The sequence below is a fragment of the Paenibacillus sp. Paensp38 genome (assembly GCF_059491915.1).
The window spans coordinates 5,735,378-5,755,325 of the sequence record NZ_CP168516.1 but is presented as its reverse complement, the minus strand read 5'-3'; the positions used below and the strand labels follow the sequence as shown (position 1 = coordinate 5,755,325).

The window sequence follows — 19,948 nt, the reverse complement described above, 5'->3', positions numbered from 1 at the left end:
ACTTGTCTGTTCTCGTTCGTTCAACGAGCCAGGAATTAGATCATATCATGTTAGTTACTTTCTTGTCAAATCTTTTTTTTCGATTATCTTTTCAGCAACCTCGCTTCAAGAAATGATACTCTCAAAGCAACGTCTAATAATATATCATGCCTAAAGTTATTTAGCAAGCATTTATTTATATCTATTTTATTTCCTACTATACAACAGATAATAAGGCAGCCACCCCGCCCCAGAGCGGAATGACTGCACTCATTGCAAAACTATTATTCTTGTTCCAGCAGTCTGATAAATTCATCCTCATCTTCTATGGTGTCAATTCCGAGCTGTTGGGCCTTAGCCAGCTTACTCCCAGCCTTTTCACCAGCTATGACTAGATCCGTCTTTTTCGATACAGACCCCGCAACTTTGGCTCCCAGTGCCTCCAGCTTGGATGCAGCTTCGTCACGCGTAAGCTGATGCAAGGTACCTGTAAGCACGACCGTTTTGCCGCTGAAAAAGCTGTCTGTCTTCTTCTCCTGCGGAGCTTCAGGGGCCTGAGCTTTCACCCCTAGAGACAGCATCTTTTCAATTCCCGCCTGAGTAAATGGATCTGCAAAGAAAGCAACAATGCTTTCGGCTACAATCCCGCCCACATCCGGTAGTTCTATCAGTTCTTCCACCGTAGCGGACATCGTCTTGTGCAAATCACGGTAGTGTTCAGCCAACATGCGTGTTGTTGCTTTACCGGTATTCGGTATACCCAGAGCATAAAGGAAAGAAGCCAAATCTCTCTCTTTACTCTTTTCAAGTGCCGCCAAGAGGTTACTGGCCTTTTTCTCACCAAACCGCTCCAGCTTCACAAGATCATCATATTGGAGTGTATACAAATCCGCAGGCTCGCGCACTTCCAGTTCGTCATGCAGCTGTATGGCCGTTTTGTCACTGAATGTCTCAATATCCATAGCATCACGTGAAGCAAAATGGGAAATACGAGCTACAATTTGTGGTTTACACCCCAGCTTATTGTCGCAAAACAAATGGGCACCTCGCTGCTGTAACGGAAACCCGCAGGCTGGACAATGATCTGGTACGACAATTTCCTCCCCGTCGTTCTCAGACGTTACCTTTCCTAATATCTCCGGAATGACATCGTTTGAGCGACGGATAAACACACGTGCACCCAAAGCAAACTTCAGGTTTTTGCGCTCGATGTCACCAGCATTGTTCAGTGTACAATTTTGTACAGTGACTCCCGCCAGCTCTACCGGCTCTACCCTTGCGAGTGGGGTGATTTTACCGGTTCGTCCTACATTCCACTCAACCGAGTTAAGCACCGTTGTCGTTTCCTCGGCTTCGAACTTATATGCCACCGCCCAGCGTGGGAATTTATCGGTATACCCGAGAGCCTCACGTGTGCGCATATCTGTAATTTTCAATACTGCCCCATCAATGAGGTAATCCAATCCGGCACGAGATTTTTCAATCTCAATCAGTTGCTCCATTACATCTTCAAAATTATCAAAGTAAGTCAGGTAAGGGTTTACCTTAAAATGATTTTCACGCAGGAAAGTCATCATTTCCTGGTGGCTGTTAAACTGGATACGGTCTGCATATCCCACATTGTAGAAAAATGCATTCAAGCGCCGCTCTGCTGTCACTTTGGGATTCAAGTTGCGCAAAGCACCAGCTGCGGCGTTGCGTGCATTTTTAAGAGGGTCCACGGCAGTCTCATTATATTTGGACAATACAGAGAGATTCATGATCCCTTCTCCCTGTACTTCAATGGTTCCATTTCGAAAAGGAATTGTAAGTGGCACAGATTTAATGGTCTTCACCTGTGCCAGTATTCCCTCACCCACTACGCCATTACCGCGGGTAGAAGCCTGTACAAGCTGTCCATCTGTATACGTCAGGTTCAGCGTCAGTCCATCGAATTTAAGTTCTATCGCATAGCCTGGAGATGGCAAAGGTTTCTCCGGGTTCTTGGTATTGTAATCATTAACCAGTTTCACAACACGCGCGTTCCATGCACGCAGCTGTTCCATATTCTGAGCTTTATCAAGGCTCCATAATGGGGCAAGGTGGCGATGCGGTGTGAAACCTTTGAGTAACTCCCCACCCACACGCTGTGTCGGCGAATCCGGCAGCACAAGACCGCTCGTCTGTTCGAGCGCTACCAGCTCGTCATAAAGCACATCATATTCTTTGTCGCTGATCTTGGGTTCATCCAGTGTGTAGTAATGATAGTTATATGTGTTCAGTTCAGCAACAAGCTGCTCCATTCTGTGCATTGGGTTCATGCAGGCGTATCCCTCCGGGAACTTCATCAGGGCAGAGGCCTAAGCCAAACTGCCACTCATGAGGTTCGAGATTTAATGATGTTTGAGATTTATTCTACTTTTGTAATAGGTGCAAAGCCAGCCAGCAGTCGTTTAACCCCTACCGGAGCCGGGAAAGCAATTTGAAGTTCCATATCATTGCCAGTCCCTTTTACAGCTACAATGGTTCCAATTCCCCATTTGCCATGCTGCACCTTGTCTCCAGCAGCAAAAATGGAGGGGCCTCCTGCCGAAGCAGCCGGAGTCGGTTTCGCGGATGAAGATGTCGTTACGGTTACGCGGGGTGACGCGGAAGCGGACGAACCACTGCGGCTCATCGTATCAAACGAGCGTTCTCCACCAAAGTTGCTGCCACTACCTTTATTCAGTCCGCGCCCACCATAAGATCCGCCTACATTGCCTGAACGGCGGTAGCGGTCACGTTTGATGATCGTATCCTCTTTTAACTCGTCTGGAATCTCTTCGAGAAAGCGGGAAGGCGGGTTAGCCGTGGTGCGTCCAAACAAAGTGCGCATCTGTGCACATGTAAGGAACAGTTGCTCCTCTGCACGGGTTATGCCGACATACGCCAATCTGCGCTCTTCTTCCAGTTCTTCGTTATCCAGAAAGGCACGACTATGAGGGAACACTCCCTCCTCCATACCGACAATAAATACAATGGGAAACTCCAGACCTTTGGCGCTATGCATGGTCATCAATACAACCGCATCGCTTTGCTCTTCTTCGTCGTCATTCATGGAATCAATATCAGCAATCAGCGCAAGGTCGGTCAGGAAGGAGACGAGTGACTTGTCTTCCGCTCCTTTTTCAAATTCCATGGTTACCGACAGGAACTCATCAATATTCTCCAAACGCGAGCGTGACTCGAGTGTATTCTCGTTTTGCAGTTCCAATCGATATTGGGTGGTTTCCAGCATTTTTTCTGTTAACTCTGTAACCGACAGGTAGTCTACCATACGACTTAAACCTTCGATCATATCGTAAAACTCTACCAACGCATTGCGCGTACGTCCTGCAAAGCCCAAATCATCTACCACTTGAAGGACACGGAAAATCGAAACTCCACGTTCCGCTGCAGCTGCCTGCAATTTGCCGACAGTTGTGTCTCCGATGCTTCGTTTTGGCACATTAATGATTCGGATCAAACTGATGTCGTCGTCAGGATTGGAGAGCAGGCGAAGATACGCCAGCAAATCCTTAATTTCCTTCCGATCATAGAACTTGATACCGCCCACGATCTGATAAGGAATATCTGATTTAATCAGAATTTCCTCGACAACCCGAGACTGAGCATTCGTACGGTACAAAATGGCATGATGGCTATAGGTTTTGCCCGCTTTAATATTCTTATGAATTTCTGAGGCGATAAAGTAGCCCTCATCATGTTCAGAATCAGCACGGTAAACCTTAATCTTGGCGCCACCTTCTTTGTCAGTCCATAGTTTTTTCGGCTTGCGGCCTGTATTTTGACCAATGACTTCATTGGCAGCATTGAGAATATTCGAGGTGGACCGGTAGTTCTGCTCCAGCAAAATGGTACGCGCTTCCGGGTAGTCCTCTTCAAAATTCAAAATGTTGCTAATATCGGCACCTCGCCACCGATAGATGGATTGGTCACTGTCACCTACTACGCAAATCCGGTGATGCTTGTCGGCCAGCATTTTGCACAGCATGTACTGCGCACGGTTTGTATCCTGATATTCATCAACATGAATGTATTGAAATTTCTTCTGGTAGAAGTCCAGTACCTCAGGTACTTCTTTAAACAGCTGAATCGTTGCCATGATCAAATCATCAAAATCAAGAGAGTTGTTGTTTTTGAGCCGCTGTTGGTACTTGGTATATACCTTCGCCACAATCCCTTCAAAATAGTCGCCAATCTTGCGCTCATACATTTCGGGAGTGACCAGTTCATTTTTTGCCGTACTCATCATAGACTGAACCGCTTTGGGTTCAAATTTTTTGGTGTCTATATTCAGATCCTTCATGCAGCTCCGAATGACAGACAATTGATCCGTAGAATCCAAAATGCTGAAATTCGAGGTAAATCCAATCCGCTCGATATCCCGACGTAAAATACGCACACACATCGAGTGGAAGGTGGATACCCACACATCTCTTCCCTGTGGGCCAATCAGCTTGGATACGCGATCCTGCATCTCACGCGCGGCCTTGTTCGTAAAGGTAATCGCCAAAATGCCCCATGGAGCCGTCTTGCGGGTTGCGATGAGGTAGGCTATTCGGTGCGTGAGCACCCGTGTTTTACCACTGCCTGCGCCAGCCATAATCAGCAGCGGACCATCTACCGCCTCCACAGCCTGACGCTGAGGCGGATTAAGGCGAGCTACCGCCTCGTGTATATCTATTGATTGCATGCGTGCATGCTCCTTTCCCTGAGCTTCCATAAAATCACGTTCTATACTTCCAATTTCACAGCTATCGTCTCCAGCGCTTTCGCCAAGTCACGATAAATGATGTTTCCTACTACAATGGTGTCACAAACGGCAGCCGCTTGTAACGCGGTAGATTTATCCACGATTCCTCCCCCGTATAGGACACGAGAGTGCTCTGTACTGCGATGTATTTTTTGCACCAGCTCCATATCCCCAAAAGCACCGCTATATTCCACATATACAATCGGCAGATGCATGAGCTTGTCAGCAATCTGTGCATATGAGGTGGCAGATGAAGTATCCAGCGAAGTATCTGCTCCGGTAAGCTTAGCGACTGTAGAATCACCGTTCAAAACAATATATCCTTCCGTCACAAGCAAATCCCAAGGGATCATATAACCAAACTGTTCAATCGCACGTTGGTGCTGTCCTAGAATCCAATTACTGTCAGCGGTATTCAGTACCATAGGAATCATATATAGATCAAACCCTGGTACTACAGCTTCCAGATCGGACACCTCAAGCACACACGGCACCTCATAACGTCGAACCCTCGACAGCAAATCCACCGTATTTTCGTAGGTAATACCTGATGAACCTCCTACCATAATCGCATCCGTACCAGACATACACACGGCGTCAAGTGCCTCATCATCCAGTTCCTTTTCAGGATCAAGCTTAAACACATGCCTCCATGATTGAATTGAATCTGCCAACACACATTCCTCCAGCATCCATTGCTTTTGTCATGATCCAGTCGAACCGAATTCCAATATCCAAAAGCGTTCTATGCTAAGTCTATGACAGTGCTTAAAAGGTGTCAATGTTCGTATCAAATGGGAACACCCCGTTCAGACAGCTTAGGGGCGTAGCGCATACAACCAACTGCGTTTACTAAGTTCTTTTTCCGTTAAAATATCTGTATAGAAACCTTGCACACCCATCTGTTCATACTCAGCCGCATCCTTCAACTCATTAATGGTATTTACGTAGCATACCGCTCCGGCCTGACGCAAACTTTCCACTAGAGCACCACTCACCCGATTCTCTGGTAAGGTTACTGCCGTTATATCATTTTGTTGTACAAATCGAATGATCTGGTCATCTTTATCCTCTGTGGCGTAGAGCGTATAAATAACGGATGGATAGGGATAAATACTCCGCAATGTTTGCAGCATTTCTTCATTATAAATTTGGGGAACAATACGAGACAAAAGCTCGGGGTTTTTCTCCTGTGCCTGACGGGTCAGTTGTGCAAACAACTGTTTGATCTGGGCAGGGTCCTGTTCTTTCGTATCGGTCACAATATAAGCATCCGGGTATGTTTCCAATAAATCCAATACATCCTTCCAATCTACTGGGGTATAAGAACCGTGTATGGGGGTGTTCTTGAATTGATGATAGCTCCAAGGTTTTCCTCCCTGTTCTGTAGCAACTGCTTGTTCCTGTTGCATTTGCTCTGTAAAAGATTCTGTCCATTCATGGCGCGCCACCAATTGTCCATCCGAAGTAAACATCAGGTCGACCTCGAATACGCGGCTGCCTTTTTTATAATTTTCCACAAACGCTTCACGCGCATTAGTATAGGCCAAACCATTAACGGCTCCCATGGCATGCGAAATTACGCGGTGCGTGGTAAAGTCAGTCTGTTCTTCTGTAGATTGCCCTTTGTAAGCCAGTAAAAATGTGCCGGTTAACATTAAAAGAATGACCGCAGCAATCAGTCGTTTCATAGGGTGTCACATCCTTTTCGTACAGGTCAATACCCCACATACGCATGCTCAAAACAACTGCCAGACGCAAAAGCACCCTCCGGCTAAACCGAAGGGTGCTTCTGTATTAATACGCGTTCTTGAAACCATTGCGAATCGTGCGGAAAATAATTTTAATATCAAATAAGAGCGACCAGTTCTCAATATAGAAGATGTCATGCTTAATCCGTTCCTCAATAGATGTATCTCCGCGCAACCCGTTGCTCTGTGCCCAGCCTGTGATTCCGGGACGAACATGATGCTTCACCATGTATTTTGGAATTTCCTCACGGAACTGATCCACATAATAGGGCCGCTCTGGGCGTGGACCAACGACACTCATATCACCCAGCAGAACGTTGAAAAACTGCGGCAGCTCGTCGAGACTCGTTTTACGAATAAAAGTACCAAAACGTGTGCGTCTTGGGTCATTAGCAGTCGTCCAGCCCGTATCTTCAGTTCCAGGTGGTAACACCTTCATCGAACGAAATTTGTACATTCGGAAGGTGCGACGATTCAAGCCTACCCGCTCCTGCTTAAAAATGATGGGCCCTCTGGATGTAATCATCACACCAATCGCTACTGCTAGCATGATCGGAGAGGTCAGGAGAATCGCGAATAAAGAGAATAAAATATCGAATAGGCGCTTAAACAATCGATTCCCCGCTACATCCAGTGGAATATCCCGCACATTGATCATCGGCATGCCTGCAAAGTTATCGAAGTACGGGCGAGCCGGCAAATAATCGAAAAAGTCAGGGATTATAAGCGTGCGCACTCCAGCCTTTTCACACATGTTGATAATCTTGGGATATTTATCATGAGCATCCAGCGGCAGCGCCAGAATGACCTCGTCAATCATCAGACGCGACAGCGTAGCCTCCAATTGATCTAAGCCCCCAAGAATCGGGCGAAGATGCGCCTCTTCCTCTTCACTCCAATGCCGCTTATCATCCAGAAACCCCACGACCTCGTATCCCAGATCAGGATACTGTCCAAGGTTATGATAAAATCGCTGGCCTAGAGTACCCGCCCCGAGAATAAGCATGAATTGTTTGTTGTACCCTTTTTGACGGAGAGCTTTAAGAACTTGCTTCAAGAAAAATCGATAAAACAAAATAAGCAGCACGTTTCCAACCATATAGATTGCCAGATAGGACCGCGAGATGTCGATTTGTTTCACGAAGAACATCACACTCAACAGCACGAACAGGCCAACGATATGAATCTGGGTGACGCGAAATACATCATCTGCAAATCGTTTTTTGCGTTTGGGCGAATAGAGCGAAAATAACATCCCCAGCACTACGGCAATCAGGCCGTAAATTAAGCTCCAGCCTCCATATACTTGAATAGGAAGCGGTTCTGTATAGGTGATCCATTCACTTTCAAATTTGAAAAACCAAGCGATCAGAAAGGACAACTGAATGACCGCGAAATCCGCCACAATATATAATTGGGTTAAAAAACGCTGATTTCTGCGTATCATGCTTTCACCTCAGTATGAGATTGTTCCCCGCCGTCCGGCTTGACCGGTGCGGACAACTTATTTTTCAGGAAAGCCATTCCAAATTTCACGGCAATCCCCGCATATACAGCCATATTGGTGATCCAACTGTATTGCTGTTTATAATGCTTACGATGAAATACCCACATAGCTCTATGAAACTCATAAATAATTTTCAAAGGACGGCGGCGAGCGCTGCCCCCTTTGATATGAATAATATATGTGCGCGGGTAGTAGTAAATGCCCCACCCGGCTTGCTTAATCCGGTAACACCAGTCAATGTCCTCACCATACATAAAAAAGGTTTCATCCAAGCCACCGACCTGGTCAATCGTTTCTCGGCGCACCAGCATAAAAGCACCTACCAGTACATCTACTGGATACTCATCATCCGGGCTTAGATGCCCAAGCTGATATTGATTGTACTTCGGGTTATCCGGGTAACGCTTCGACCAGCCAAAAGCATAGTAAAAAGAAGCTGATGGCGTTGGAAAACCACGCTTACAAGCCTTGTCTAATGATCCATCCGGCAGGATGACCTTACAGCCCGATGCCCCCATCTCCGGATGCGTATCCATAAACTGGATCATTGTATCCAGCGTGTCCGGTTGCACCAGCGTATCGGAATTCAATAGCAATATATAACGTCCGCCGGCTACTTCCATTCCCTGATTGTTTGCCTTGGCAAAACCTGTATTATCCTCATTGGCTATCAACATAATCTCCGGGTATGCAGCACGAATAGCCTCAACAGATCCGTCACTGGAGTGATTATCAATAACAATCACTTCATATCGGTATTGCGTCTCGGACGCATACACCGACTGCAAACAATCCAGCGTCAATTGACACGTATTATAGTTGACGACCAGTATGCTTACATCCATATTTAAAACGCTCCTGACAAATTCAGTAATCTATTCTACTATCGCCTATTATAGCATACCGCGCAGACCACGGGGCGCAAAAAAGCACATAACTTGTAACCTTACATAGTTTAGAAGGATTATGCAAAATTCGATTCCTGTCACTTTAAAGCGCAAATATAGACAAACGAAATCATTTCGATCTATATATTGTTCATTGGAAGTCGTTTATTAGATTTTTGTAAAATCCTCGGTTGAGGTCTAAAATTCATCGTGGTAAGATATACATGGAAAAAGGGCTGGTGCCAGCCAGCCCCTGCGCAACCAACGCTCCAAGAGCGGACGGTTTTGGAACAATCAGGCCGAAAATAGACCCTTCCTTGCGGGGGCGGTCTATTTTCGTTTGTTAAACTCTAACAGTGTGACGATTAACGCCCCGAACGTCAGCATTAAACTGAGCGCCTCAAACACTGTCACAGGCTTCACCCCCCTCCTCGGGAGAGTTAGCCGACCGCCCTTGCCAGCTCTATCGGTTGCACGTTTCAATTATACTATATTTTTCCATAAAGGAACACGCATTCGATGGTATTTTATCTAGTATTCATTTGCACCTTTGACTATTTGACGCTTATATATGGAAAAAAGTTTCAATATTTTTCTTTCCATACCTCTATAACTTCCTCAATACGAAAACCAACTTATAAATCCAGTTGTCCAACCGTGACTGTCTATAAAATGGACGGCTTGGGGCCAAAAACAACCTCACCAAAAGAGGAGGTGCATAAGTAAATCCACCAGTCATGCATGATAATGTTATCCAAAGAAGTCGGAATTCTCTTTTTCACGAGTTGGAGTGTTTCTTTATTGATCACCACAGTACAACCTGCACATACATTCTCAATGAGAGCATTATAGAAGGATACAGGTCGGGGGATGTCAGCTGCCTGAGCAAGTTTATTCGGCATCCATACATCATCCTGATCACAAAAAGCGTAATAATCGAATGTCATTGAACTTGATTGACATATGTGGCTACATAATAAAATCTCCCAATCATGATATGATGGGAGATCGCTATAGATATAATGTGCCTTTACTTACTCGAGCTTGCCAGATACTCTTTTAAGAAATCCCGCAATCCCTCACGCCAAGAACGTAAATCATGTAACCCATTTGTCCGGATCGCTATATGCTCCATAACAGAATTACGTGGCCGCGCTGCTGGTCTGGGGAATTGCTCTGTGCTGCATGGCTCCAATTTCGCTGTGATCTTGGCATCTAATATTTCCGCCGCATCCTGTAAAATAGCTTGCGTAAATTCATACCAAGTACAGAAACCACTATTGGATGCATGGTATACGCCATATTTCTCCGTTTGCATCAATTCCGCCAAAAAACGTGCCAAATCCACCGTATAAGTAGGTGAACCCTTCTGATCATTCACTACCTGGAGAAGCGGCTTCTCCTGTCCAAGCTTCAGCATCGTTTTCACAAAATTGTTCCCGTGCAATCCATATACCCAAGATGTACGAACAATAAAGTACCTGGAGGAAAGTGTTTGGGTCAACACTTCTCCCGCACGTTTGGACTTTCCGTAGATACTCTGTGGATTGGTATTATCGTACTCATGATATGGCTGTTTTGCCGTTCCATCGAACACATAATCTGTGCTGATATAAACCAGCTTGGCTCCAACCTTTTCCGCAGCCAGAGCCATATTACGTGTACCTGCCGCGTTGACTTGATAAGCCCCGTCTACATCGGTCTCCGCTGCATCCACAGCCGTATACGCTGCACAGTGGATTACGGCATCAGGTTGATATTGTCCTACAATTTTCACAGTCTGCTGCAAATCCGTGATATCCAATTGTTCCCGATCGTAACCAAGGGCATCATGTCCTTGCTCTTGAAAAACCTTTACTACGTCTTTACCAAGTTGGCCGGATGCTCCAGTGACCAGTACCTTCATTCTACACATCCCCCAAGCGGGAACCGTACTGCTTTGCATAGTATTGTTGATATTCACCAGATTGAATGCGAGTCCACCATTCTTCGTTGTCCAAATACCAGCGAATCGTTTCTTTAATGCCGGTTTCAAAAGAATGCTTTGGCTTCCAGCCCAGCTCATTCATGGTCTTTGTAGGATCAATCCCATAGCGGCGGTCATGACCTGGACGATCCTGCACATACGAAATCAGAGATTCTGGCTTGCCCAGCTCCTCCAATACCGTTTTGACGATATGCACATTTGTCCGCTCGTTATTTCCCCCGATATTGTATACTTCACCCAGTTTACCCTGATGAATGACCAGATCAATGGCGCTGCAATGATCCTCTACATACAACCAATCGCGAATGTTCAAGCCATCCCCGTATACAGGTAGCTGTTGATCGCTCAGTGCACGGGAGATCATTAGCGGGATCAATTTCTCAGGAAACTGATATGGACCATAGTTGTTAGAACAACGCGTGATATTTACTGGTAAACCGAAGGTTTCATGATATGCACGAACTAGCAAATCGCCGCCTGCCTTGGATGCAGAATAAGGACTATTAGGTTGCAACGGAGTTTCCTCCGTAAACAATCCTGTTTCTCCGAGAGAACCGTACACCTCATCTGTTGATACCTGTACAAACTTTGTCACGTTATATTTCTTGGCTGCGTCCAGTAGCACTTGTGTACCCAACACGTTTGTTTTCACAAACACTTCCGGTTCCAGAATACTCCGATCGACATGTGACTCTGCTGCAAAATTAACCACCACATCAATTCCCTGCTGCATCAGCTGGTCGATGGCTTGTGCGTCGGTAATATCTACTTTGATGAAGCTATGTTTGGGGTTATTTTCAATGGACTTCAAATTTTCCAGGTTACCTGCATAGGTAAGAGCATCTATATTTACTATTTCGTAATCCGGATGCTGTTTTAACATATACAATACAAAGTTACTGCCTATAAATCCGGCCCCGCCGGTGACAAGAAGTTTCATACTGACCTCCTAAATTTAATTATCCGTTATTTTAGTGTTAAACGTATAGTACTTATGCCCAAAGTAATTAAACACTGTGTAGAGACCCGATGCAATTAAAATCGAAACGTTCCCAACTCCTATAACATTTAAAATCAATAATTTATCCATATACTCCAATAATGGCATTAAAAAATACCCTATGAAATAAGAGGTTACATAAGAAAGTATAGTTACAAAGGTAAATTTCAAAGTCTGACTTAAATACCATTCATTCACCTTGAAAGTAAAATTCCTATTCAGAAAAAAACTACAAATTCCACCAATTATATTTCCACAACTTGTTGAAATCCAATAATTGAAATGAAATAAATTATAAAAAAGATAAATACTAGACAAACCAATTAAAGTATTAATAACCCCTACTAAAAGAAATCTCAGGAACTCAAATCTTTTTATAATATTCATAAATTATAGGGCTCTTTTTCTTGTTGCTGAGCTTCTATTTCAATATTTATAGTTTCTCTTACAAGAAATAGCGGTCTACGTTTACTCTCACCATATACACGACCAATATATTCTCCAATGATTCCAATTGTAATTAACTGAACTCCCCCCAAAAACAATACAGTAACCATAAGAGATGGATAGCCAGGAACCGGATTTCCATATATCAATGTATTTATCATTAAAAAAAGTGCACGGATCAATGCAAAAATTGACACAATGAAGCCTAAATACATAGCAAGTTGTAGAGGAGCAAAGCTAAAAGATGTAATCCCTTCAATAGCAAAATTCCATAACTTCCAATAATTAAAACTGGTTTTCCCAGCAAATCTTGCATCCCGAAGATATGATATACTTGTCTGTTTAAATCCTACCCAACTAAAAAGCCCCTTCATAAATCGGTGACTTTCTGGTAAGTTATTTACAGCATTAACAACTTGTCTAGACATCAAACGAAAATCCCCAGTATCGGCCGGAATATCTATTTTCGTTATTCGTCTTATAAATTTATAAAAAAAACTGGCTGTTGCTTTCTTTATGAAAGTCTCTCCATCCCTTTTAGTTCTTGTTGCATAAACAACATCGTATCCTTCTTGCCACTTTTCAACCATCAAGGGAATGAGTTCAGGTGGATCTTGCAAATCGGCATCTATAGGGATTACTATATCCCCTTTAGAATATTTCAAACCTGCACTCATTGCAATTTCCTTACCAAAATTTCTAGACAAATCAATGACCTTGATTCTGTAATCAGTAGAGGCAATTTCTCTTAATCTAGCATGAGTATTGTCTTTGCTACCATCATTAATACATATGATTTCATAATCATAGTTATGCTTATTTAGTACTTCTGAAATGCGTTCATAAAAAAAATCAATGTTGTCAATTTCATTATACATAGGTACAACTAATGACATCTTAAATTTCATTCTTATATCCCCTCTTAATTCAAGCCTACTTACTTCTAGTGATCTAAATCCCCAACTTGAATATACGGATCGTCCCCTTCAGTGTATAAGTTAGTGGAATCACCATCAAAACCCTTTAACTCAACTTGTGCAGTTTCTTTGATTTTGTTACGTAGCGCACTCCCCTTAAGAACCAAGGCTTTTTTATTTTTCTCTGTAATAATAATTGATTTAATAGGTACTAACTTATGAGGGGTAGTTCCTATGTCAAATCTGAACTTTTGAATATGATTTAATGGAATACTAGTTTTAAATACTTTGTTATGATCTAGTTGCTGACTGATGGAATCCTTTTCGTTAAAGCCATTACCCCTGTCATAAAACAGTTGAAAAATATCAGTTTGAGGATACTTAAACTCAACCTGAATATCAACATCTTCTGTATAATCATTTATGAATTTCAACTGCGGATCATACCCATTAGTGTATATGTTTAATATACCACTCTCTGCTTTTATCTTGGAAATATCATGAAGTGGATAAAATAGACTTTCCAACTTTTTTGCATCATATTTCAGATGAACATTATTATTATCGAATTCGATACTCTTTATTTGTACATTCTGATTTGTTAAAATACCGGGATCTAATCTGAAACTATAAATTGGCTTATTGGGCAGTTCAAAGAACAGTCTATTCCCATCAGCTTGATTATAAATATATGCTTTTGATGAATCCTTTTCATTGATACCATCACCAATATCATAGTATAGCTGATACATATTAACTTTTGCTTTCTCCAACTCAACTATCATCGTTGGCTTGTCAATGCTAACAGATGCTAAATTATAATATTTTGCAAAATGATCATTGGAAGTATAACTCGGATTTAAAGAAATATCATAAATAAAAACATAGCTATTCTCTTTGGCTGTTAACTTTGGAAGTTTTACAACCCTTTCCCCCTGTTCTAGATTCTTATTCACGATTTGAAGTCTTTGAGCACTTTCCTCTGCAATTAATTTATATTGAGTATACACATTATGCATTGTAATGTATAAAGGAATAATGGATGCAACCAACACAACAACAAGTAGCTTCTTGTTCGGTTTTACTATCATAGTTATTGAAATAATAATCATTACAGCCCCACCAAAAGCTGCACGAAGAGGAAATTCGGGAGAAGCCACCATTGCTACATAAGAAAGGAAGCCTGTGAACATAATTAGTAAAGCAATCCAGAGAACCCTTTTAGAGCTTTTATAGTTTTTGTAAACATAAAATAATATCGCCACAAAAAGTATTAGGAATAAATATCTCTGGTCTTGCAACAATATTCCTTTCATAGTTTGTAAAAAGTTAATTATCTGATCTTTAAAACCAACGTTAAAGTACATAGTTTCTTTTCTGACTTTGTTTCCAGGAGCCAGTACCAAATAAACAAACCCTATAAGGCAGCCAATAATTCCACTAAAAAACCATAAAGGTAGTTCAATTTTCTTCTTTAGAGCAATAAAAAAAGAAATACCTACAAATGCTACTGCTATTACAGCAGTATTTTCTTGACTCCAACCTGCTAAAATACCCAAAAAAAACATTGTCAGTATTGTTATTAAATTATTTTTTAGTACATATTTGTTATCAATAAGAAATCTATATGGGAATAAAAATATTAAAATAAAAACAGTAGCCCAGAGATAGTTCACGGAACCCGCTAACCAAAAAGCTGTTTGACCCAAAACAGGAAGCATAAACCAGCACATCAAAGAAACGAGTAAGAAAATACCTAAATCTTCCCTAGTGTTAAATTTTCTTATTTTTGAGAAGGAGCAGATTAAAAACAACAACAATACATAAAAAAATGCATTTACAATATTGAATACATCTTTGCCTAACCATAGAAATAATTGTACAAAAAAGTGTACTATTACTCTTCCGGTCCAATTATGGTACAAATAATTTTGAGATTGAAAAATATCAGTTAAACTTTCAATCTTTTGATTTGTGCCCATAATAAAGCTGTAGGCAAACTCATCATTCCAGTACGGCACAAAATAATTAATTCTGAGCATGTATAAATACATGCTCACGGCCAAAGTGATGATAATTAAACGGTATATATTTAAATACTTATCATCCACTTTTATTTCCAACTTCATAAATAAATTCATCCTCTATATTCCGATTTTGAAGCAAAGAAATTTAAATCTCAGCAGCTCCCAATAAAGGATGGCATTCATCTTTCTGAGATAGTATAGGCTTAGATACGGGCCAATCAATTCCGAGCGCAGGATCATTCCACAAAATACCTCGGTCATGTGCTGAAGAGTAATATTCATCAACTTTATACAAGACTTCCGTGTTTGGTGTTAATGTGCAAAAACCATGAGCAAATCCTTTTGGGACCAATAATTGCTTCTTATTATATTGGCTGAGAATTACTCCTACCCATTGCCCAAATGTTTTCGAATCACGTCGAATATCTACAATGACATCATAAATAGCACCAGCAACAACACGAACTAATTTAGTCTGAGCTTTGGGGGATAGTTGATAGTGCAAACCACGAAGGACGCCTGGTTCAGCAGATAATGAATGATTATCTTGAGTGAATTCATAATTAATTCCTAAGCTGTTCATCACATTTTGATTGTAACTTTCCATAAAAAAACCTCGGTGATCCCCATGAACCACCGGTTCAATAAGCAGAGCACCCTTCAGTTTTAACTCATGTACTTTCATATAATTAACCCCCTTATAATTTTAATCTCCCAAACTCGTCGCTGAATATTATTTCTTTGGCAAGTTCATTGGCTTTAGCAAGGGAGACATGTGTACCTGCATCGGTCCACCAACCTTGAAGAATGTCGAATGTTAGCTCACCTTTTGCAATGTATGCATTGTTTACATCCGTGATTTCCAATTCACCACGTGCTGACGGTTTGAGAGTTTTAACAATCTCAAAAACGCTGTGATCAAACATATAAATACCTGTTACCGCATAATCACTTTTGGGTTTTTGAGGCTTCTCCTCAATTGAAACAATTCGATCTCCCTGTAATTCTGCAACACCGAAGCGTTTTGGATCTTCTACCTGCTGTAGAAGCAATTTAGCACCTGACACTTGATTACGGAAGTTTTGAACATATGGAGATATGTCATCTTCGAATACATTATCACCTAGAATAACAAGCATTTGATCGTCTCCCACAAATTGCTCTGCTAGATCCAATGCCTGGGCGATCCCGCCTGCTTCGTCCTGCACTTTATAGGTAAAAGTAACTCCCATTTCCTTTCCACTTCCTAAAAGGTTCACTACATCGCCCATATGCTCTTTACCTGTGACAATAAGGATGTCCTGAATATCAGCTTGTTTCAGCTTATATACTGCATGAAAGATCATTGGATATTTTCCTACCGGAAGAAGATGCTTATTTGTAACCTTTGTTAATGGGTATAACCGTGTTCCAGTTCCCCCTGCTAATATTATTCCTTTCATAATAGCCTCCTAGGTTTAGTGTTATTTGATGTTCTTTTTAATGTCTTTGTAATCCATCCGATTCTGTTTAAATTGCAAAAAAGAGTTTGCAATAGTTCTAGAATAATACCAAAAGTTTATTATAGACGAATTCTTAAGTATCTCAAAGAATTGTACAGGCCAATTTTGAGGAGAAGGAGCCAATTTATTAAGAACATTATTTTTTCTGCACGATTTAAAATAGGAGCCAAGCACTGTCTTCACTTCTTTGTCTACGACGTCATTTAATGTCAAAAAAGTATTATTGCCGTGCAAGCGGTAGTAATAATACGTAGTCTCAACAAATAAGGGCTCTGATAAAAGCAAACACCTTAGAGCAAAGTCCCAATCATGACAATATTTCAAATTTCGGAATCCATTCAGCTTATCGAAAATGTCTCTGCTGAATAATATATTTCCTGTTGAAATAGCAGTGTTGTGAGGTATCAAAGACCACCCTACACTGGGAAAGTTTTTTATCGAATTTTGAGTATTAATGAAGCTTATAGCCTGGTCGGATACAGTGCTAATATCATTTCCTTCTCCATCAATTACTTTAATCCTCGAGAAAACGAACTCTGAATCAGAACCGAATAAATGTTTAATTAATTGTGTTATCCGATTTGACTCAAACAAGTCATCTGCATTTAGTATTGTTACATATTCTCCTTGTGAGACCCTTATACCTTCATTAATTGAATTGTGAGCACCCTGATTTTGATCGTGCGAAATGAATGTTATGCGATTATTAAATCTTTCCAAAAAAGCTTCACTAGAAATCAGTTCATTTATGATATGACAACTGTTATCTTTCGAGTTGTCATCAATCACCACCAATTCAAGTAGATCGTATGTTTGCTCATAAATGGATTTTAAGGCAGCCTCAATATATTTTTCATAATTATAAGACGGCACAATAACACTAACTAAAGGCGTATCTTGATTATTCATATTTTTCTCCTCAAATATTATCGAATCCGGGATGCTCTCTTAGTTACCTCTAGATATTGATGCCCATACTTTTGATCTGGCTCTAAATGTGTACCTTCAGCCCATTCATTCCATGCGTTAACAAAAATCATTTGTTCTGAATCTTGACTAAACCTCCGAGTATAATCAACCAGGCCTACCAACCATTTTTCATACTCTACAGGATTCGCATAGTGAAAGACATTAGCTGCACTTTTTCTTCTTGCTGTATTATCCCAGCTCAGCATAGTACCTCTAAACCATGTGAAATCCCCAGCCTTCTTTTTCTGAAGCGAACGATCTACCACTTCTCGATAATCGTAAATGTTTCCTGAGAAGTCAGAAACCAGCTCATTCATAGTTTTAGAAATTTCGTTGGCATAAACACCATGCGGCGGGAACTCGACTGCAGAATCACAACCGTAGATCGTTGGATCTACTTGACCAAAGGACTGTACCATGCATACATGAAGATTTGGAATGCCTTCTTCTTTACACTTTTCTTTCCATGTATGGACTGTTGCTTTCAGATTAGGAAACAATTCAGCTCTGTAAATCAACAATATGGGGTCCTTACCATCAATACGGATATATCTTTTGTCCTTTAAAACAGGAATAACTTCTTCAATAAATCTGTTATCTGAGTCTTCATCGTGCACTTGCTTCATAAGCATTTCTTTCTCTTGCCCATCCCATCGCCTTGTCCAACTCTCGTTAGCCCAACAAATACAAAAAGGAAAATCCAAATCTTTATTTTCTAATAAAGCATTCATCGGCTTCTCTAAAAGCCTCTTGCCATCGAACCAATAATAATAGTAACAAAAACCAAAGATATCATATTTTTTAGCAAGTTCTATTTGACGTTTCTGAATGTCACTATCCTCAACCAAATTGTAATATCCTAAATCTGAAGGAACATGCGGTTGATAATGTTCCTTGAATAAAGGTGTCGCCTTACGAACATTTCTCCACTCTGTAAACCCTTCTCCCCACCACTCATCATTCTCTGGAATTGCATGAAACTGTGGTAAATAAAAAGAAACAATATTTGTTGTTTTGTTTTGATTTTCCGGCCAAGCGGATGCTGTAGATCTTCTGTGATAACTAAACTCAGAAATATGTTTTACTTTCATTGCGCTTGCAACCAGTTCTTCCATAAAAGAATCGTAGTCCTTAACATCAAGCAAAACCTTTTCTTTAAAAAGTGTGGACTGAACCACAATAAATGATCCAGCTACCTTATAATTTAACTTTACGGAAGTTAAATGTTCCTCTTTATAGAAAGGAGCAAAATGATCCCCGTTATCAAGGAATCTGTCTTCATTTGTAAAAATCAAGTCTTCACTATCTATAGAATTTAAAGCCAAATGGTGTAATGTATTAATAGATAGAAAATCCTCTTGTTCCAATACCGTAATATAATCCCCTTGTGCAATCTTACTAGCCTCTCTCACCATATCTAAAAACATACTATTAGCAGTATGAATAAACTGAACCTTGCTCAAATCAAAGCCACTCGTAAATTGATTTTCAACAATCTCTTCCCTTGAAATTATAATTACTTCAAAATTGGAATACGTTTGGCTAGTTAAAGAACTTAAACAAAACTCCAGATAGGCCTGATTTAATTTGTACACGGGAATAATGATAGAGAACAAATGTCTGACAGGGTATTGAACGTTGGTAATTTGGGTGCCTTCCTTATACGTGTATGGTTCAAATCTCCCAACCTGATTATCATTCCTATTTGCCATCAATGTGATAGCTCTATTCCACATCCACTTAAATCCGTTTTGCCTCCATTTTTTAAACATTTTAACAAACAAATTGGAGTTATTTCCCGAATTTAATTCTTTGTAGCTGTGAAAAGCCTGATTTAAGATCGAAAGCACTCCAACCTTCTCTATAACAATCCGTTGTATGTAAAATACGCCGGGAGAGTCACCAGGATCCAGTCTCAGAGACACTACATCTTGCTTAAACTCAAAAGGCCTGCCATTCGAATTCTGACGATCTAGCTTTCCGATGATGCAAGAATTATCTTCACTAAAACCGGCCCCATAGTCAATATACAGCTTAAGAAACCTCAATGATTCCGAAGAACCTTCACAATTAATCTTATACCAACCTTTTTTAAACGAACCCTTCAAATAAATCTGAGGGTCATTACCAAAACTTTCCCATTTATCCCCACTTTTATTGATATCTAATAAATTAACGACTTCCATTTCTCTCAATTAAAT

General features: G+C 41.1%; 17 protein-coding genes. All 17 read right to left on the bottom strand.

Going from position 1 to position 19,948, the window contains the following annotated elements:
* Positions 1-263: 263 nt before the first annotated feature.
* The 17 genes from ligA to ACEN8J_RS25360 all read right to left on the bottom strand — a co-directional run bounded on the left by ligA (position 264) and on the right by ACEN8J_RS25360 (position 19,933).
* The gene (ligA, locus tag ACEN8J_RS25440) at positions 264-2,279 is read right to left on the bottom strand and encodes an NAD-dependent DNA ligase LigA (RefSeq protein ID WP_039271371.1); all 2,016 of its coding nucleotides are present in this window, start codon (positions 2,277-2,279) and stop codon (positions 264-266) included.
* Between the two features lie 89 nt (positions 2,280-2,368).
* A complete protein-coding gene (gene pcrA, locus ACEN8J_RS25435; protein WP_029514509.1) occupies positions 2,369-4,693 on the bottom strand; it encodes a DNA helicase PcrA in 2,325 nt (774 codons plus the stop codon).
* Between the two features lie 41 nt (positions 4,694-4,734).
* Positions 4,735-5,427, bottom strand: coding sequence for a heptaprenylglyceryl phosphate synthase (gene pcrB / locus ACEN8J_RS25430; protein WP_495594135.1), 693 nt, complete (start codon positions 5,425-5,427; stop codon positions 4,735-4,737).
* 144 nt (positions 5,428-5,571) lie between these two features.
* On the bottom strand, positions 5,572-6,444 hold the full coding sequence (locus tag ACEN8J_RS25425; protein ID WP_495594134.1) for a phosphatidylinositol-specific phospholipase C/glycerophosphodiester phosphodiesterase family protein: 873 nt from the start codon (positions 6,442-6,444) through the stop codon (positions 5,572-5,574).
* 106 nt (positions 6,445-6,550) lie between these two features.
* On the bottom strand, positions 6,551-7,951 hold the full coding sequence (locus ACEN8J_RS25420; protein ID WP_495594133.1) for an undecaprenyl-phosphate glucose phosphotransferase: 1,401 nt from the start codon (positions 7,949-7,951) through the stop codon (positions 6,551-6,553).
* The gene (locus ACEN8J_RS25415) at positions 7,948-8,856 is read right to left on the bottom strand and encodes a glycosyltransferase family 2 protein (protein ID WP_495594132.1); all 909 of its coding nucleotides are present in this window, start codon (positions 8,854-8,856) and stop codon (positions 7,948-7,950) included. Before ACEN8J_RS25415 ends, ACEN8J_RS25420 begins: the two co-directional genes overlap by 4 nt.
* Positions 8,857-9,228: 372 nt before the next feature.
* Entirely contained in the window at positions 9,229-9,306 is a 78-nt protein-coding gene (locus ACEN8J_RS25410; RefSeq protein ID WP_354005523.1) for a putative holin-like toxin, read from the bottom strand.
* A 257-nt stretch (positions 9,307-9,563) separates the two neighbouring features.
* A complete protein-coding gene (locus tag ACEN8J_RS25405; RefSeq protein WP_029514514.1) occupies positions 9,564-9,800 on the bottom strand; it encodes a glycosyltransferase family protein in 237 nt (78 codons plus the stop codon).
* Between the two features lie 128 nt (positions 9,801-9,928).
* The gene (gene rfbD, locus ACEN8J_RS25400) at positions 9,929-10,804 is read right to left on the bottom strand and encodes a dTDP-4-dehydrorhamnose reductase (RefSeq protein WP_029514515.1); all 876 of its coding nucleotides are present in this window, start codon (positions 10,802-10,804) and stop codon (positions 9,929-9,931) included.
* A gap of 1 nt (position 10,805) precedes the next feature.
* Entirely contained in the window at positions 10,806-11,825 is a 1,020-nt protein-coding gene (gene rfbB, locus ACEN8J_RS25395) for a dTDP-glucose 4,6-dehydratase (protein WP_029514516.1), read from the bottom strand.
* 15 nt (positions 11,826-11,840) lie between these two features.
* A complete protein-coding gene (locus tag ACEN8J_RS25390) occupies positions 11,841-12,272 on the bottom strand; it encodes a GtrA family protein (RefSeq protein ID WP_029514517.1) in 432 nt (143 codons plus the stop codon).
* Positions 12,269-13,240 (bottom strand): glycosyltransferase family 2 protein, encoded by a 972-nt coding sequence (locus tag ACEN8J_RS25385; RefSeq protein WP_029514518.1) that lies wholly within the window; start codon positions 13,238-13,240, stop codon positions 12,269-12,271. Before ACEN8J_RS25385 ends, ACEN8J_RS25390 begins: the two co-directional genes overlap by 4 nt.
* A gap of 35 nt (positions 13,241-13,275) precedes the next feature.
* Positions 13,276-15,378 carry a DUF3329 domain-containing protein gene (locus ACEN8J_RS25380; RefSeq protein ID WP_029514519.1) on the bottom strand — a complete coding sequence of 701 codons (2,103 nt, stop codon included), beginning with the start codon at positions 15,376-15,378 and terminating at the stop codon, positions 13,276-13,278.
* A gap of 43 nt (positions 15,379-15,421) precedes the next feature.
* Positions 15,422-15,961 carry a dTDP-4-dehydrorhamnose 3,5-epimerase gene (gene rfbC / locus ACEN8J_RS25375; protein ID WP_029514520.1) on the bottom strand — a complete coding sequence of 180 codons (540 nt, stop codon included), beginning with the start codon at positions 15,959-15,961 and terminating at the stop codon, positions 15,422-15,424.
* A gap of 13 nt (positions 15,962-15,974) precedes the next feature.
* The gene (locus tag ACEN8J_RS25370) at positions 15,975-16,718 is read right to left on the bottom strand and encodes a sugar phosphate nucleotidyltransferase (protein WP_029514521.1); all 744 of its coding nucleotides are present in this window, start codon (positions 16,716-16,718) and stop codon (positions 15,975-15,977) included.
* Between the two features lie 21 nt (positions 16,719-16,739).
* Positions 16,740-17,687, bottom strand: coding sequence for a glycosyltransferase family 2 protein (locus ACEN8J_RS25365; protein ID WP_029514522.1), 948 nt, complete (start codon positions 17,685-17,687; stop codon positions 16,740-16,742).
* A 17-nt stretch (positions 17,688-17,704) separates the two neighbouring features.
* Positions 17,705-19,933, bottom strand: a complete 2,229-nt coding sequence (locus tag ACEN8J_RS25360; protein ID WP_161626954.1) for a glycoside hydrolase family 99-like domain-containing protein — start codon at positions 19,931-19,933, stop codon at positions 17,705-17,707.
* Between the last annotated feature and the right edge of the window lie 15 nt (positions 19,934-19,948).

Bases quoted from the DNA above. Each gene is read 5' to 3' on its own strand.
- ACEN8J_RS25390 (WP_029514517.1), bottom strand. From the start codon at position 12,272: ATGAATATTATAAAAAGATTTGAGTTCCTGAGATTTCTTTTAGTAGGG.
- rfbB (WP_029514516.1), bottom strand. From the start codon at position 11,825: ATGAAACTTCTTGTCACCGGCGGGGCCGGATTTATAGGCAGTAACTTT.
- ACEN8J_RS25360 (WP_161626954.1), bottom strand. From the start codon at position 19,933: ATGGAAGTCGTTAATTTATTAGATATCAATAAAAGTGGGGATAAATGG.
- rfbD (WP_029514515.1), bottom strand. From the start codon at position 10,804: ATGAAGGTACTGGTCACTGGAGCATCCGGCCAACTTGGTAAAGACGTA.
- pcrA (WP_029514509.1), bottom strand. From the start codon at position 4,693: ATGCAATCAATAGATATACACGAGGCGGTAGCTCGCCTTAATCCGCCT.
- ACEN8J_RS25405 (WP_029514514.1), bottom strand. From the start codon at position 9,800: ATGCCGAATAAACTTGCTCAGGCAGCTGACATCCCCCGACCTGTATCC.
- ligA (WP_039271371.1), bottom strand. From the start codon at position 2,279: ATGAACCCAATGCACAGAATGGAGCAGCTTGTTGCTGAACTGAACACA.
- ACEN8J_RS25370 (WP_029514521.1), bottom strand. From the start codon at position 16,718: ATGAAAGGAATAATATTAGCAGGGGGAACTGGAACACGGTTATACCCA.
- ACEN8J_RS25415 (WP_495594132.1), bottom strand. From the start codon at position 8,856: ATGGATGTAAGCATACTGGTCGTCAACTATAATACGTGTCAATTGACG.
- ACEN8J_RS25385 (WP_029514518.1), bottom strand. From the start codon at position 13,240: ATGAAATTTAAGATGTCATTAGTTGTACCTATGTATAATGAAATTGAC.
- ACEN8J_RS25380 (WP_029514519.1), bottom strand. From the start codon at position 15,378: ATGAAGTTGGAAATAAAAGTGGATGATAAGTATTTAAATATATACCGT.
- ACEN8J_RS25420 (WP_495594133.1), bottom strand. From the start codon at position 7,951: ATGATACGCAGAAATCAGCGTTTTTTAACCCAATTATATATTGTGGCG.
- rfbC (WP_029514520.1), bottom strand. From the start codon at position 15,961: ATGAAAGTACATGAGTTAAAACTGAAGGGTGCTCTGCTTATTGAACCG.
- ACEN8J_RS25425 (WP_495594134.1), bottom strand. From the start codon at position 6,444: ATGAAACGACTGATTGCTGCGGTCATTCTTTTAATGTTAACCGGCACA.
- ACEN8J_RS25365 (WP_029514522.1), bottom strand. From the start codon at position 17,687: ATGAATAATCAAGATACGCCTTTAGTTAGTGTTATTGTGCCGTCTTAT.